Source organism: Psychrobacter sp. TB15 (assembly GCF_000511655.1).
In the GTDB taxonomy this organism is placed as follows: Bacteria; Pseudomonadota; Gammaproteobacteria; order Pseudomonadales; family Moraxellaceae; genus Psychrobacter; species Psychrobacter submarinus.
This window is the reverse complement of sequence record NZ_AYXN01000042.1, coordinates 262,683-278,599: the sequence shown is the minus strand read 5'-3', so window position 1 is coordinate 278,599 and position 15,917 is coordinate 262,683. Positions and strand designations below refer to the sequence as shown.

10 protein-coding genes and 1 pseudogene are annotated in these 15,917 nt (G+C 45.8%); 7 read left to right on the top strand and 4 right to left on the bottom strand.

All coding sequences use genetic code 11. The features are described from left to right. Nucleotides 1–46: 46 nt before the first annotated feature. The 4 genes from W234_RS14095 to W234_RS0112730 form a co-directional block, all read right to left on the bottom strand. Entirely contained in the window at nt 47–1,858 is a 1,812-nt protein-coding gene (locus tag W234_RS14095) for an efflux transporter outer membrane subunit (protein ID WP_025647218.1), read from the bottom strand. Next, nucleotides 1,855–5,130: an efflux RND transporter permease subunit gene (locus W234_RS0112740; RefSeq protein WP_025647217.1), complete on the bottom strand. Its 3,276-nt coding sequence runs from the start codon at nt 5,128–5,130 to the stop codon at nt 1,855–1,857. The genes W234_RS14095 and W234_RS0112740 overlap by 4 nt, the downstream gene beginning before the upstream one ends. Before the next feature lie 35 nt (nt 5,131–5,165). Continuing rightward, the gene (locus tag W234_RS0112735; protein WP_025647216.1) at nt 5,166–6,530 is read right to left on the bottom strand and encodes an efflux RND transporter periplasmic adaptor subunit; all 1,365 of its coding nucleotides are present in this window, start codon (nt 6,528–6,530) and stop codon (nt 5,166–5,168) included. Between the two features lie 749 nt (nt 6,531–7,279). Then, the gene (locus W234_RS0112730) at nt 7,280–8,302 is read right to left on the bottom strand and encodes a polyprenyl synthetase family protein (RefSeq protein ID WP_025647215.1); all 1,023 of its coding nucleotides are present in this window, start codon (nt 8,300–8,302) and stop codon (nt 7,280–7,282) included. A gap of 479 nt (nt 8,303–8,781) precedes the next feature. Between W234_RS0112730 and rplU the strand changes: the two genes are divergently transcribed. From rplU to nuoC, 7 genes and pseudogenes are all read left to right on the top strand, one after another. After that, nucleotides 8,782–9,093: a 50S ribosomal protein L21 gene (gene rplU, locus W234_RS0112725; protein WP_025647214.1), complete on the top strand. Its 312-nt coding sequence runs from the start codon at nt 8,782–8,784 to the stop codon at nt 9,091–9,093. Between the two features lie 93 nt (nt 9,094–9,186). After that, nucleotides 9,187–9,444, top strand: coding sequence for a 50S ribosomal protein L27 (rpmA, locus tag W234_RS0112720; RefSeq protein WP_025647213.1), 258 nt, complete (start codon nt 9,187–9,189; stop codon nt 9,442–9,444). 399 nt (nt 9,445–9,843) lie between these two features. Further along, on the top strand, nt 9,844–10,515 hold the full coding sequence (gene lolA, locus W234_RS0112715; RefSeq protein WP_413771582.1) for an outer membrane lipoprotein chaperone LolA: 672 nt from the start codon (nt 9,844–9,846) through the stop codon (nt 10,513–10,515). Nucleotides 10,516–10,712: 197 nt separating this feature from the next. Beyond that, a pseudogene (locus tag W234_RS14090) lies at nt 10,713–11,798 on the top strand (RNA-guided endonuclease InsQ/TnpB family protein). 736 nt (nt 11,799–12,534) lie between these two features. Then, on the top strand, nt 12,535–13,146 hold the full coding sequence (ndhC, locus tag W234_RS0112705) for an NADH-quinone oxidoreductase subunit A (protein WP_025647211.1): 612 nt from the start codon (nt 12,535–12,537) through the stop codon (nt 13,144–13,146). A gap of 157 nt (nt 13,147–13,303) precedes the next feature. After that, a complete protein-coding gene (locus tag W234_RS0112700; RefSeq protein ID WP_025647210.1) occupies nt 13,304–13,972 on the top strand; it encodes a NuoB/complex I 20 kDa subunit family protein in 669 nt (222 codons plus the stop codon). A 113-nt stretch (nt 13,973–14,085) separates the two neighbouring features. Continuing rightward, a complete protein-coding gene (nuoC, locus tag W234_RS0112695) occupies nt 14,086–15,861 on the top strand; it encodes an NADH-quinone oxidoreductase subunit C/D (RefSeq protein WP_025647209.1) in 1,776 nt (591 codons plus the stop codon). The last annotated feature ends 56 nt before the right edge of the window (nt 15,862–15,917 follow it).

Here is a 15,917-nt window from a genome sequence, read left to right as displayed (position 1 = left end):
ATAAAAATAATACGCTAGCTAGTTACCAAATGTTATATAACCATCTTTATGGAGTGACAATCTGTGGCACTGGTACTTGCTCAGTAGGTGTCTCTTCAGTCAATACCCCAACCGCTGCATCAGCGTCGTTGTCATTATCGATATCGACAATCGCAGTCGGCTCAAAGTCAACCTTCACAGGCGTCTGTGCTTGTTTGATAGCGGCGGCTTCTGGTGCTGCAGCTACTCGCGCTGAGCTAGCAGCGTCGATAGCATAGGCCGCTTGCGACTCGGCATCTTTGGTTAATAAAGTACCAACTTGGGCCAAGTTAGTATATTGCGGAACCGGAATCGCGACAGGTGTATCGAGATTGGCACCGCCGCCAAGCGCTTGATATAGCTCGATTTGACTGATGATTTTTTGTAGCTCTAAATCTAGAATGCCTTGTTGAGTGTCAAACAATGAGCGCTGAGCATCAAGGACATCGAGATAGTTTGAGATACCAGCTTTAAAGCGTGCATCAGCAATCTCATAAGTCTGATCAAAGTTATCTTGCAGGCGGTACTGAGCTGCGAGCTGCTCGCCTAGAGTTGCGCGAGTAGCGAGCACATCGGAGACCTCACGGAACGCCGTTTGAATTGAGCGCTCATAGCTGGCAAGCGTTTGTTCGCGCTCGATTTGTGCGACATCGTAGTTTGCATCCAAACGCCCAGCATCAAAGATGGGTACGCTGATATTAGGGCCAAATGACCAGCCGACTGCATCATTATCGAACAAGTCGCTCAAGCCATCGCTACGGACACCAACGCTACTGGCTAAGCTTATCGTTGGGAAATAAGCGGCACGGGCGACAGCGATATTTGCGCCCGCGGCTTTTAGATCGTATTCCGCTTGTAATACATCAGGGCGATAGCGTAGCAGCTCGCTTGGCAAACCGGCACTAAACACCTCGTGATTGGTGATATTGCTGACAGCGGGTGCTGGGATAAGCTCAGTAGGTACCGGCGCTCCTAATAAGAACTGCAGAGCATTTCTGGAGGTCAAAATACTGCTTTGCGCACGTAGTACCGCAAGTCTTGCACTCTCTAAAGCTGCTGCAGATTGCAAGGAAGGCAGCTTAGGATCAATACCAGCTTTAAAGCGCTCTTGCGCAATAAACAACGAGCGCTCACGGCTCTCAACAGTTGCCTCGGCGAGTTTGAGCTGCGCTAAGCTATAGCTAAGATTCGCGTAGCTCTGCGCGATGTTACTAATCAGACTAATTTGAATAGAGTCTTTGGCTGCCGTCGTTGACAAAAATCTCTGCAACGCTTGATCTTTTAGGCTATCGATTCGGCCCCAAAAGTCCAGCTCATAGCTTGCCAAACCGAGATTGACACTGTAGCTATCTGTCGTCTGTCTACCGCCAGTACTGCCAAAAGGCGTCTCAACGCGCGGAGAGGATTGGCTTTGGCGTGAGTATTCTGCTTGACCATTGATAGTTGGCAAGTCGTTGATATCGGTAATACGATACTGCGCTCGCGCTTTTTCGATAGCCAAACGGGCACTCTCAAAGTCTTTATTATTGCTAAGACCTAAAGCGATTAACCTTTTAAGACGCTCATCGCTATAAAAATCCTGCCAACGCTGTCCGGCGATACTAGGCTGCTCAGAGGTGCTGACAGTCTCATCACCAAAAGCGCCATAAGCTTGCTCAATCGGCAGGTTAGGTTCGGCGAGAACGGGGCTTGTATCTGCTTTAGGGATAGTATTACAAGCGGCCATACTCAGAGCTAACACGCTGAGGCCAAGTAGGCGCGATGATTTACCAGTAGCTAGTAAAGCTTTAGAGCTTATCGCTCTTACGGCTGAGTTAGAGGTTAAGAATAAAGAACTCATTGTGTATTATCTCCAAGGCTTACAGGCTGATAACTCGCAGGAGGAGTTAATGATTGCTTATCTTCTGTAGGGGCAGATGGGACCGGATTATCACCGCCGCCGTTACCACCTGGATGGTTATCATCATCCCCTTTACCATTGTGAGCTTCATTGCCTTTATAAGGGAACAAACTACGCACCCAAATAAAGAACATCGGAATAAAGAAGATGCCGAGGAAGGTAGCGGTTAAGACACCACCGACCACACTGGTACCAATAGCATTCTGACTGCCTGAGCCTGGACCGTTCGCCAAGAATAATGGCACAACACCGAGCCCAAAGGCAAGTGAGGTCATGATAATTGGACGCAGACGTTGACGTGCTGCGGTCATAACGGCCTCTCTGAGACTATAGCCTTCTTCTTGGTGTTCTTTGGCAAATTCAATAATCAAGATGGCGTTTTTGGCGGACAAACCAACGACGGTGAGTAGACCCACTTGCAAGTAGATGTCGTTAGCAAAACCGCGTAACCACGTAAATATCACCGCACCCAATACCCCAAGCGGGATAACCAATAGGACAGAGAAGGGGATAGACCAGCTCTCATATAGTGCCGCCAAGCACAAGAATACGACTAGAATCGATAGCGCATAAAGCATAGGAGCTTGCGAGCCTGATTTTTGTTCTTCAAGTGATAGCCCAGTCCATTCGTAACCGATACCTTCAGGGAGCTGACTGATCATGTTCTCCATAGCTGACATGGCTTCACCAGTACTAAGACCAGGTGCCGCATTACCTTGAATATTCATCGAAGGTAAGCTGTTATAACGCGTCAGACGCGGTGAGCCTGACTGCCATTCGCTACTTGAGAAAGCATCGAAAGAGACCATGTTACCGGTTTCACCGCGCACATACCACTTACCGATGTCATCAGGATTGGTACGGCTACTGGCTTCACCTTGAACATAGACACGCTTGATACGACCACGATCGATAAAGTCATTGATGTAGCTTGAGCCCCAGGCGGTCGAGATAACGCTATTGATACTGCCTAAAGATAGACCATAAGCGGCGGCTTGTTCTTGATTGATATTGACTTTGAGCTGCGGTGCATCTTCTTGACCATTAGGACGTACGCCTGCCACATTTTCGTTTTGTGCAGCCATACCTAGCAGCATATTACGGGCTTCGAGTAGGCCATCATGACCGAGATTGCCCACATCTTGTATCATCAAATCAAAACCACTAGCATTACCAAGCTCAGTAATCGCAGGCGGTACGATAGCAAAAACTTGCGCTTCATTTAACTGGGTAAAGAAATAACCCATCGCGCGATCTGCTACCGCTTGTGCGGTATTCTCTTCCCCAGAGCGCTCCTCCCAATCTGACAGTCGAACGAATGCCAGACCCATGTTTTGGCCTTGACCTGCAAAACTAAAACCAGCAACGGTAAAGACAGAGGCAATATTGTCGCCTTCTTGCGTGTCGTAATAATTACTGACTTTATCGAGCACGTCTTGTGTTTCATCTAGCGTGGAGCCAGCAGGAAGCTGGACTAAGGTGAACATAATACCTTGGTCTTCTTCTGGCAAAAACGAACCTGGAATACGTAAGAAGACAACGGCCATAATACCGATGATGGCGGCATAGCCGATCAGGTACAACCACTTAAAACGAATACTTTTGCCGACGAAGTTTTCATAAGAGCGGCTGAGTTTAAAGAAGCCGCGGTTGAACCAGCCAAAGAAGCCTTTTTGTTGTTCAGTACTGCCTTTTTCATGGCTCTTACCACGTTTTAGCAAGGTCACACATAGGGCAGGGGTGAAGATTAGAGCCACCATGGCTGACAGCGCCATGCTCGTGATCAAGGTGATAGAGAACTGACGATAAATAACACCTGTCGATCCCCCAAAGAAGGCCATCGGTACAAATACGGCAGACAAAATCAGCGCAATACCAATAACGATCTTACTGATCTCGCCCATCGACTGAACGGTGGCATCTTTGACCGAAATATCAGGGTCTTCTTCTAATATTCGCTCGACGTTTTCGACAACAACGATCGCATCATCAACCAGTAGACCGATGGAGAGTACCATCGCAAACATCGTCAAGACGTTGATACTAAAGCCTGCGATATACAGTACAGCAAAAGTACCTAGCAAAACGACAGGAACGGCAAGAGTAGGAATGATGGTGGCGCGCCAGTTCTGTAAGAAGACAAACATCACGATAAAGACGAGTACAATCGCCTCGATAAGCGTATTGACCACTTGCTCAATAGACAAACGCACAAACGGCGTGGTGTCATAAGGCACAACAGAGCTTAGGCCTGCTGGAAAGTTGGTTTCTAGCTCGGCCATACGTGCGCCGACCGCCTCACGGGTCTCTAGCGCGTTTGCGCCTGCAGCCAATGAGATACCTAGACCTGCCGCTTCTTGACCGTTATACAAGGAGATGATGCTATAGTTTTCACTACCAATCTCTACGTCTGCGACGTCACCGAGACGTACCTGCGCGCCTGAGCTGTCTGTCTTTAGTAGAATGTTTCTAAACTCTTCTGGAGTCTGCAGATAGCTTTGTACACTGACGGTGGCATTGATAACCTGCTGATCAGTGTCGGCTGGCGCCTGTCCTAATTGACCAGCTGAGACTTGTGCGTTCTGCGCGCGTACAGCGCTGACCACGTCAGATGGCATCATGTTATAGCTACGCAATCGCGCAGGATCTAGCCAGATACGCATGGCATAAGAGGAGCCAAACACTTGCACTTCACCCACGCCTTCTACGCGGCTAAGCTGATCGACGACGTTTGAGTTGATGTAATCGGCAATATCAGCACGATCCATACTGCCATCTTCAGAAATAAATGCCTGCACCATTAAGAAGCTGCTGGAGGACTTATTGACGTTGACACCTTGACGCTGAACAGCCTCAGGCAACGAGCTCATCGCCGCTTGCAGTTTATTTTGTACTTGTACTTGCGCCGTATCAGGGTCGGTACCGTTCTCAAAGGTAAGCGTCACTGAAGCGCTACCGTTTGAGGAGCTCGTCGATGACATATACATCAGACCATCAAGGCCCTTCATGCGCTGCTCAATAATCTGCACCACAGAGTTTTCGACCGTTTGCGCGTTTGCACCAGGATAAGTGGCACTAACAGAAACGGTGGGCGGTGCGATACGCGGATACTGCTCAATCGGCAAATTAACAACCGAGATTACCCCGATAAGCATGACCAAAATGGCCAACACCCATGCAAAAATAGGGCGATCAATAAAAAAACGTGACATAGTATATCCCTAGGTCTTCCTATCTTTGAATGGAATTAATTAGCAGTGTCCTGCTCAGAAGTGTCATCAGCTACCGTTTTCGCAGCTTGCTGTGGTGTTTTGGCGGTAGGCGTTGCAGGTGCACCATTAGCGTTTTCTAACGGCTTGACCACGACCTCCTGCTCAGGCTTAACTTTAGAGCCGCCTATAACCACTAGCTTATCGCCACTACTTAAGCCATCGGTGACCACCCATTGACCATCATAAGTACCATTAATGGTAACGGGACGGACTTGGATTTGATTGTTTTCATCAACGATGTAGACTTGTGAATCGCCTTTAGGCGTACGCATTACAGCGCTTTGCGGCACTAAGGCTGCATTAGGAATGACGCTTTGAGTCAGACGCGCTGAGACATACATACCTGGCAGTAGCACGTTATTAGGATTTGAGAAGATAGCTCGTAGAGTCACCGCGCCAGTAGATTGATCGACTTTAGCTTCAGACAGCGCAAGCTTGCCACGCACTGGATACACTGAGCCATCTTCTAGGACCAGCTCGACAGAGTTCATACCCGCCTGCGCTTTACCTTCAGCTATCTGCTGACGAAGCTGCAATAGCTCGGATGACGACTGACTGATATCGACATAGATAGGGTCTAAGCGCGAAATCGTCACTAAAGGCTCAGATTGACTAGCGTTAACTAAGGTTCCTGCAGTAACGCTTGAGCGGTCACTACGACCAGTTAAAGGGGCGCGTACGATAGTACGATTGAGATCCAAAGCGCTAGCATCTAAGTTTGATTGCGCGGTTTTAATCCCAGCCTCAGCGCTTCTAATGCTCGCTTCAGTTTGTCCGACTGCAGCGCGAGCACTCTCTAGAGCCGCTTGCGCTGTACGTACGGCAGTTTGCGCTTGGTCATATTGCTGCTTGGAGATAGCGTCAATCTCAACCAAGCCTTTTAGACGCTGAAAGTCATTTATCGCTTGTGCTAATGAGGCTTGGCGACTGGCTAACTCTGCTTTAGCATTGGCATTATTGGCGATAGCGGTTTGGCGATTAGCCTGTGCTTGCGCGACCGCCGCTTGACCACTAGCGACCGAGGTCGTGTAGTTGTCAGTATTGATACGATAAAGCGGCTGGCCTTTTTTGACGTTACTGCCTTCACGGAACAGTACTTCGTCAATTACGCCGCTGACTTGAGGGCGTACATCAGCCGTCTGATAAGCGGCAGTACGACCAGAGAAAGTCTGAACTTGAGGCACAGTATCAAAGCTGACAGTTTGGACGTTGACGACAGCGGGCGGCATCTGCTGCTGAGCGTTTTCACCCGCAGCGGCGTCTTCTTTATTGTCACAGCCGACCAGTACTGTAGCCGATAGTACAGATGCTATTACAAGCGCAAGATAAGAATGCTTCATCAAGGTCCTCGGTAGAGTAGTAAAATATAGAATAAAAGATATAGAGGTAGAGCGTATCATAATCAAAAAATAGCTTATTTTTCGAAGAGCAATAATAAACTTTATAGAAGTTTATAGCCAAAAAATAAGAAGCTATTGATAAAATTGATAAATAGGGCAGTACCGCTAGCTAATTATAGGACGTCAAGTAAATTTAAGGCATTATTATAAACTATAGGGTTTACCCCGCAGTCAAGTGATTCACGATAGGAAAGCTGACAAAAACTGACCGCACTGTGCTCGCTGAGTAAATAAAATCCCGCCATAGTAACCGCTACACCAACCAGCAGCTAATAAGAAGATATACAACCCGCTATGCAAATTTATTGTAATTTTTTGTTATAATTGTAAAGCCATAGTGTTATTGAGGTTTTAAAACCACCAAAAATCTGCTTTGTCAACAAATTGACTAATTTATCAACCCCTAATTATGATCTTTAAAATATAGCGACTTAGACCAGTCAGTAGCCTCTAATGAGCGTGGTCAATCAGCATTTAACCATTAAAAAATCCTGACACAATTATAGTACCGTCAGGATTTATGAAACTTAAAGAAAGGTAACTATTTGACTGACACACCCGTTTTAAGAGGGTGTCTTTTTAGAGACTGTTGCTTTTGATCAATGAATATTTATGGCTCGGTTGCTCAAAAACGCTGCTAAAAAATGAGCCGTCTCAATTAGCTAATAACACAGACGATTCATATGTCATTATACCAATCGTGCGCTAGCGAGCTCAGTCAGCTGGTACAGACCTTGACGATAACGGTTGTCAGGTAAGCTGCTGAGTGCTTGCTGTGCCAATCTGGTCTCTTCTAACGCCCGCTTGGTACAATAATCAAGCGACCCTGAGCTGCGGACGAGCTCGATAAGCTGCTCAGCATTTGGCGTTTTCCCCGTTTGTACGGCGATACGCAGCTGCTCATAACCTTGCTTGTCACTGTTTTTGAGTAGCTCAAGCGCCTTAATAGTCGGTAGCGTTGGCTTACCTTCACTCAAATCATCGCCTAAGTTTTTGCCCATCAGCTCACTATCGCCGCTGTAATCAAGCACATCATCGATAATCTGGAAGGCATTACCAAAATGCTGACCAAAATCAGCTAGGGCTTGTAGATGCTGCTCTTGTCCTTGCAAAATAGCCGCGCCTTGGGTCGCCATCATAAATAGGCGTGAGGTCTTACCGTCGATAATATTGAGATAGTCGGTTTCTGTCGCCGCTGGATTATGCTGATGCTGTAATTGTAATACTTCACCTTCAGCGATATCACAAGTGCCATCAGAGAACAGCTTTAGCAGCTCTAAGCTTTGAAAGCCAACCAATAAATTAAAGGCGCGAGCGATCAAATAGTCGCCCACTAATACTGCAGTGGCATTATCCCAAGTGGCATTAGCAGTGGGCTTGCCGCGGCGCTGACCAGATTCATCGATGACATCGTCATGTACTAACGTGGCCGTATGCAGCATCTCCGTAATAGCGGCTAGATGCATCGCTTGTTCGCTTGGCGCGTCGTTGAACATACGCGCGCACAATAGGGTAATAAGCGGGCGCATGCGTTTGCCACCGGCATCAATCACATGCTTTGAGACGCTCATCACCAATTGTACTTTTGAATTGAGACTACCAAAGACTTGCTCATCCATAATGTCAAAATCATGAGCGACGATGCTTTGAATGTCCGTATAATTAGGCGCTTGAGAGGCAAGGTCTGAAGAAGCTAAAGAGGTGCTGGTCATAATGTAGAGTCGTATTTATTAGATGAGTTTTAAGATTTGCCTATAATAGCACAGCCTATTTGGTTAATTGGTGATTAATATGTGTTATTGGCTTTAGTCATTAGGCCGCAGCCAGCTCATTGCTATCGACAATATTGCGTCATAGCGTCAGACTAAGTGAAATTTATAGAGTAGTTGCTAAATAATAGCTATTAAACCGTCTCAATAAAAAACAGAAATAGCTATTGAATAAGTATGGAATAAAATAAGCTATATGTCATTGATTTAATGAGCTATAATACTACGCTTAAGGCTAGCTAGGCTATCGCTATGATTATTAAGATGATAAGACCTAATACGCGCTGCTAAAACCAGACAATCGGCTTGCTTTTATCATTCAGAAAACGTAAAATAACGCCTTTAATTTTTCCCTGTCGTGTTCGTTATTGAAGCGTAGGTATAATATCTACCACGGCACACGGGTTAAACGGAGTCAGACAATGTACGCAGTAATCAAAAGTGGTGGTAAGCAGCACCGTGTCGTAGCCGACGAATTGCTAAGAGTTGAATTGCTTAAAGCAGAGAAAGGCGAAACAATCAAATTTGAAGATGTTTTAATGGTTGTTGACGGCGATGACGTAAAAGTCGGTCAACCAATCGTTGACGGCGCAAGCGTAGAAGCCGAAGTGGTTGAGCATGGTCGCGGTGAAAAAATCCGTATCATCAAACACAACCGCCGTAAGCATTATCACAAAGAGCAAGGTCACCGTCAGTGGTACACCTTGTTAAAAATCAAAGCGATTAATGCTTAATTAGCTATTATCATTTATTGATAATAAATAGCGCACTAAAAGCTTAAGAGTTATCACCTCAGTGATAAGTCATATTAACAAGGAGAATTATCCATGGCACATAAAAAAGCTGCCGGCTCAACCCGTAACGGTCGTGACTCAAACCCAAAAATGCTTGGTGTAAAAATCTTTGGTGGTCAAACCATCACTGCTGGTAACATCATCGTTCGTCAACGTGGTACAGAATTCCACGCCGGCGAAGGCGTTGGCATGGGTCGTGACCATACTTTATTTGCACTAAATGATGGTGTTGTAAAGTTTGAGACCAAAGGTAAATTTAACCGTCGCTATGTGACTGTTGAAAGCGCATAATCATTAATATTGCCTGCGTTTTTTAATAATTCGCTGATGGCTAAATGATTAAAAATTCCCTATTGCCTATTTGGTAGTAGGGTTTTTTTATGGCTGGACTTAATCCGTCTTAGTAGCAGTTACAAGCGTGTATGGCAGGCGTAGTAATTATTGCAAATCATGTCTAGGCGCGTAATAAAAAAACTGGCAGACTGTCTTCATTGCTTAATAGCGCAGCTTAAAAGACTACGTATTCAAAGCGAGTGTTCAAAAACTAAGTTTGCAAAATGTATGTAAAACTAATGACAACACAAAAGCGCAGTTGCTATTAAGACTTATCATTACCTTTAAATGATGACTCATTTTTATTTTATAACTTTAGAGAGGATAATTACGATGACAGTGAGCAAGCAAGAGACAATGAAGCCAACTACAAAACAAAAAATAATGAGTGGCGCATTAGCAGGCGTGCTTATGACCAGCTTAGGAGTAGCTGCGCCTATGGTCGCTATGACTCAAACGGCGAATGCTGCACCAGCAGATAGCCTACAAGCGGCCAAGCGTTTAAATCGCTTATTGACAAACACTAAGAGCATGAGCGCTGATTTTTCACAAACCACAAAAGGCGCTAATAGTGGCACTTTTAAAGGGTCAATGAGCGTGCAGCGCCCGAATAACTTTCGCTGGGAGACAAAATCACCGTCTCAACAGCTTATCGTCGCTAATGGTAGTACCATGTGGGTGTACGACAAGGACTTAGAGCAAGCGACTAAGCAGACGGTAGATAGCCAAGTGGGTAATACGCCAGCGCTATTATTATCAGGCGATCCCAATAAAATCGCCCAGAACTTCAAAATCACCCAACCTTACGCCAATAAAAACTACTATGTGCTCTATCCAAAAGCGAGTGATGCGAGTTTCAAAAACTTATCTATGAGCTTTAGTGGCGGCAAGCCTGTGATGATGGTACTCAATGATAACTTAGGACAAACCACGTCTATCAAGTTTAGTAACATCAAGCTCAACCCTAATTTGGGTAGTGGCCAATTTAAATTCACCCCGCCTAAAGGTGTTGATGTCATCAATCAATAAGCAATGCTGATTGTTTATGAATCAATAAAAGATAGCTAGTGTATAGAGGGAGCAGACCGATGTAAGGTCTGCTCCTATTTTATCATCTAACGCCGTAAAATCCCGTTCTTCTAGGACGTGGATATCAGGCGTCAGTCATTGTCGCCCAGTATGGCGAACCCCTTGATAACCAAATACATTGAGATCATAATTATCCCATGAAAACACTCAAGCTACGCATCAAAGACAAACACGCCACTCAGCTTAATATCTGAGCTGGGGCGGTTAACTTTGTCTGGAATTACGTTAATGAGCTAAGTTTTAAACATCTTAAGCGCACAGGCAAATTCTTTTCAGCCTATGACTTGGCCGCTTATATCAAAGGTAGTGGCGAGTATTTAAACTTGCACAGTCAAACCTTGCAAGCGATTAGTGAGGTTCACGCTAAATCCCGTAAACAGTTTAAAAAAGCCAAACTCAACTGGCGTACCAATAACCCTAAAGCCAAACGTAGATCTCTTGGCTGGATTCCTTTTAAAAAGACCGCGATTAAGCATATCAGTACGCGCCAAAGCGGTAAAAAGTCTCTAAAAAGCACCCTGCAATTTAGCTTAGCTAACCGTCAAAAGCTGATCATTGATATGTGGGACAGCTATAACCTAGCCCTGTACAGCATCAATACTTGCGAGTTGGTACAAGACAATCGTGGTCACTGGTATGCCTGTGTCACCGTTAAAGAATTTCCAAAGATTAAGTGCGGCACTGGCCAAGTTGGTATTGATTTAGGCTTAACAGAGTCTGCTACCACATCAAATGGCGACAAGCTAACCATTAAGCAAACGCAAAAGTGGGCGAATAAATTAGCAGTAGCCCAGCGTGCTAAGAATAAAAACCGCGCTAAAGCAATCCACGCAAAAATTAAAAATACAAGATTAGACTTAATTCATAAATTTACCACCAAGCTTGTTAAAGATAACAGCTTAATTGTGGTCGGTGATGTTAAATCACGCTCATTTACAACTAAAAAAACCAAACTGGCTAAATCGACATACGATGCAGGATGGTTTGAGATCAAACGACAACTGGAATATAAATGCAAGCATGCAGGTTGTCATTTAGAGATCGTAAATGAGAGATACACTACCCAGACCTGCTCGTACTGCCTTAAAATAAGTGGCAGTAGTCCGAAAGGTAGAGCAGATCTTGGAATAAGAGGATGGACTTGTGCTGAGTGTGGCACAGTGCATGATAGAGATATCAATGCCGCTAAGAACATCCTTGCGGTCGGGCTTGACCGTCTTTAGTAGAAATCCCCGTTCCTTTAGGTCGGGGAGGAAGTCAATGTGTTGACTCGTCACATTTGGCAGGTTGCAATTGAGCGGATTTGGTTTACAATAACCGCGTAATTTGACGCTTGCTCTAAGCTTTGAGCGGCCGTTTTTGAATGAAGATATTAGCGGTTCATCCGTACTATAAGTTGCCAGGTTTTGACGATGATAGATAAGGAAGTCAGCTAGCATAAACTAGCGTACTAAAGGAAGATAGTAAAAATGCTGTAACATGGGTAGTGGATGGATTGATATATTTTGTAGCATATAAAATGACCGTGCAATACAGTGAAAAACTGGCTTTTGAGCGTTGATATGCGTATAGTGTGTAAACCGTTTACGCCAGTTATCGCGCCATTATTGACTGTAGGTAATGAGTTATTAAATCAATTAAATGTCACAATATGATATTGATTTAATAAATTCACTTTTACTTTATACCAAGGGGTTGATGACCAGCTTTTATCTGAGCCTAGGGCTAGATAAACCTAAATTCTGTGTCCTCTCTTTTTTGGTGTCAATGATCTTGATAATTGGCCATTACCAGCACAGTGAACCTGTGTTTTCGTCTGCGTTACGGTGCTTGATAGAATTGTTGCTTTAGGATGTTGGCTGCATAGCCCTCATGCTCCTCTTAATGATAAGAGGTTCTGTGTCCTAACCATGGTTTATCAAGTCCTGACACTCGATTGGGTGAGGAGCAAGTATTATCATGTCTGCCTTTAGTTGGTCAGCAGTTGCCTTTATTTTAGCCGCCATCGGTCTGGTTGTCTTTATGTTGACCGTACCGCGCTTGCTTGGCGGGCGCGCAAAAGGCTTACAAAAAGAAGAGATATTTGAGGCGGGTGTTGTCGGAGCTGGCAATGCCCGCATTCGTTTGTCTGCCAAATTCTACCTAGTAGCGATATTCTTCGTTATTTTCGATCTAGAAGCCTTATACCTATACGCTTATTCGGTCTCAGTCCGCGAAACGGGCTGGCTAGGCTTTGCTGCGGCTGCGATATTTATCGGGGTGCTCATCGTCGGTCTTATTTATGAGCTCAGTTTAGGGGCTATGAACTGGTCACCTGCCGATAAACTGCGCAAAAAAGCACGCTTGCATGCAGCGCCTGCAGGGTTCAATCTAGCAGATATTACTAAGTTCAACGGTGTTGAAGAGTTGATGGTCGATCCGACGGGTAAAGTACCGGCGCAGTCATCGGGCCAGATCAATGTCTCAAATAGCATTGAGGCTAATCGTCGTCACTTGCAAAACATTGATCATATTAATACCACCGGTAATATCACTTCTGTTGATTTTGCCGCAGATGATGAGCCTTCATAACGGTTTATGGGCGTTATTAATATGCAAACGAGTTATCACGCTTAAGATAACTTGGGCATCACCCGCTATTTTTTAGCAGTCGCAGCATTATATGCTTAAGAGTTAAATGGCCTTAGTTTATAGCTGCTTAACTGCTCTTCATAAAAGGTTGTATGGTATGAAATATACACTAACCAAAGCCAATCCTGATGCAGATACCTATCCTGCGCAAACTCGTGAAACGGTCAATGATCCGTTAGAGGATGAGGTTCATAAAAATGTTTTTATGGGTCGCCTAGAGGATCTTGTACATTCGACTGCCAACTGGGGCCGTAAAAACTCACTTTGGCCTTTTAACTTCGGTACGTCTTGCTGTTATGTCGAGTATGCCACTACTTTGACCGCGGTACATGATTTGTCGCGCTTCGGTGCTGAGGTCATTCGGGCATCACCGCGTCAGGCGGATGTGATGATCGTCGCTGGTACTTGCTTTATCAAGATGGCACCGGTGATTCAGCGTCTGTATGAACAGATGCTTGAGCCAAAATGGGTGATCTCGATGGGCGCTTGTGCTAATTCAGGCGGCATGTACGATATCTATTCTGTAGTGCAGGGCGTTGATAAAATCATTCCCGTCGATGTATATGTACCAGGGTGTCCGCCGCGTCCAGAGGCACTGATCCAAGGTCTTATGTTATTGCAAGAGTCTATCGCCAAAGAACGCCGCCCGCTAGGCGTACATGTCAACGATCAAGGAATTTATCAGCCGCAGTTAACGGCTGAGCGTGATCGCAAGCAGGCGGATCGAATTGCGGTGAAAAATTTGCGTAGTCCAGATAGTATTTAGTCCGTTGACTATATTTAGCATAGTAATGCTTAGCGCAGTGATAATTGGCACAGTCTGGTTTTGATCAATCAGTTCCGCTCAAACGTTATGATTAATGAAGGAAGACAGCATTCATGGTCACGGTAGTCGAAAACAAAAACCCTAAGATAAAACCGGTACCAGCCGTCATCAGAGAGCTGGAGCATAAGTATGCAGGTAAGTTTGTGGTGCAGCATACTGTCGATGAGATTCCAACGGTTTGGGTCGCTCGCAGCGATCTGCTAGACATTTTACTGTTCTTGCGTAAGCTGCCAAAGCCCTACGTGATGCTCTTTGATCTATCGGCAATGGATGAGCGTCTGCGTCAGCACCGCGGTGATTTGCCAGAGAGCGACTTTACCGTGTTTTATCACTTGATGTCGCTTGAGCGCAACAGCGATGTGCGTATCAAGGTCGCGCTCAGTGAAGATGACTTAACTCTTCCAAGCGCCACCAAAATATGGCCCAATGCCAACTGGTATGAGCGTGAAGTTTGGGACATGTTCGGCATTGTCTTTAGCGGCCATCCGCACCTGACTCGTATTTTATTGCCCAAATACTGGGAAGGTCATCCGCTGCGTAAAGAGTATCATGCGCGGGCGACTGAGTTTACGCCGTACTTTTTGAATACCGCTAAGCAGCAATACGAGCAAGAAAACTTACGGTTTGTGCCAGAAGAGTGGGGCATGAAGCGCTCGGGCCGCGATGAGGACTTTATGTTCTTGAACATCGGTCCTAACCACCCATCCGCTCATGGTGCGTTTCGCTTAGTGCTACAGCTCGATGGCGAAGAGGTGATCGATTGTATTCCGGACATCGGCTACCATCACCGCGGCGCTGAAAAGATGGCTGAGCGTCAGACTTGGCACTCCTACATCCCTTATACCGACCGTATTGATTATCTCGGCGGGGTCATGAATGAGCTGCCGTATATCATGTCGGTTGAAAAGCTTGCGGGAATTACTATCCCTGATCGCGCGCAGACTATCCGAGTGATGATGAGCGAGTTTTTCCGCATTACTAATAACTTGCTTTATGTCGGTACCTTTATTCAAGACGCCGGCGGTATGACGCCAGTGTTCTATATGTTTACCGATCGCCAAAAAGCTTATGACGTCATTGAAGCGGTGACCGGCTACCGGATGCATCCGGCTTGGTTCCGTATTGGCGGGACAGCGGCAGATCTACCGCGTGGTTGGCAGCGCTTGGTTCGTGAGTTTTTGGAGTGGATGCCTAAACGCTTGGATGAGTATGTCAAAGCGGCGCTACAAAACAGTGTGCTCAAAGGTCGAACCCAAAACGTAGCACAGTACAACGCCAAGCAAGCATTGGCTTGGGGCGTGACGGGTGCTGGCCTGCGGGCGACAGGGGTCGATTTTGATCTACGTAAAGCGCGGCCGTATATGGGCTATGAGAACTTCGACTTTGAGGTACCTATTGGCTATAACGGCGATGCGTATGATCGCTGTATGGTCAAGATTGAGGAGATGCGCCAATCGATGCGTATTATCCGTCAGTGTATGGATCATATGCCGCAAGGGCCGTACAAAGCAGACCATCCACTAGCGGTGCCACCACCAAAAGATCGCACCCTAAATGATATCGAGACTTTGATTAATCATTTCTTATCCGTCTCTTGGGGTCCTGTGATGCCAGCTGGTGAGTGCGCGACTATCGTTGAGGCGACTAAAGGCTTAAATAGCTATTATATTACCTCAGATCGCTCGACGATGAGCTACCGTACCCGTATTCGCACGCCGACGTTTGCGCACTTACAGCAGATGCCATCGGTGATTAACGGCTCGCTAGTGTCAGACGCTATTATGTACTTAGCTTCTATCGATATCGTCATGGCGGACTGTGATCGCTAATTGTTTTAGGTTACGAACCACTAAAGTAAAAGACCAGTAAAGAAAAAATAGGCAAA

Coding starts and splice junctions, on each gene's coding strand:
- W234_RS14095 (WP_025647218.1), bottom strand. CDS start 1,858: ATGAGTTCTTTATTCTTAACCTCTAACTCAGCCGTAAGAGCGATAAGC.
- W234_RS0112740 (WP_025647217.1), bottom strand. CDS start 5,130: ATGTCACGTTTTTTTATTGATCGCCCTATTTTTGCATGGGTGTTGGCC.
- W234_RS0112735 (WP_025647216.1), bottom strand. CDS start 6,530: ATGAAGCATTCTTATCTTGCGCTTGTAATAGCATCTGTACTATCGGCT.
- W234_RS0112730 (WP_025647215.1), bottom strand. CDS start 8,302: ATGACCAGCACCTCTTTAGCTTCTTCAGACCTTGCCTCTCAAGCGCCT.
- rplU (WP_025647214.1), top strand. CDS start 8,782: ATGTACGCAGTAATCAAAAGTGGTGGTAAGCAGCACCGTGTCGTAGCC.
- rpmA (WP_025647213.1), top strand. CDS start 9,187: ATGGCACATAAAAAAGCTGCCGGCTCAACCCGTAACGGTCGTGACTCA.
- lolA (WP_413771582.1), top strand. CDS start 9,844: ATGAAGCCAACTACAAAACAAAAAATAATGAGTGGCGCATTAGCAGGC.
- ndhC (WP_025647211.1), top strand. CDS start 12,535: ATGTCTGCCTTTAGTTGGTCAGCAGTTGCCTTTATTTTAGCCGCCATC.
- W234_RS0112700 (WP_025647210.1), top strand. CDS start 13,304: ATGAAATATACACTAACCAAAGCCAATCCTGATGCAGATACCTATCCT.
- nuoC (WP_025647209.1), top strand. CDS start 14,086: ATGGTCACGGTAGTCGAAAACAAAAACCCTAAGATAAAACCGGTACCA.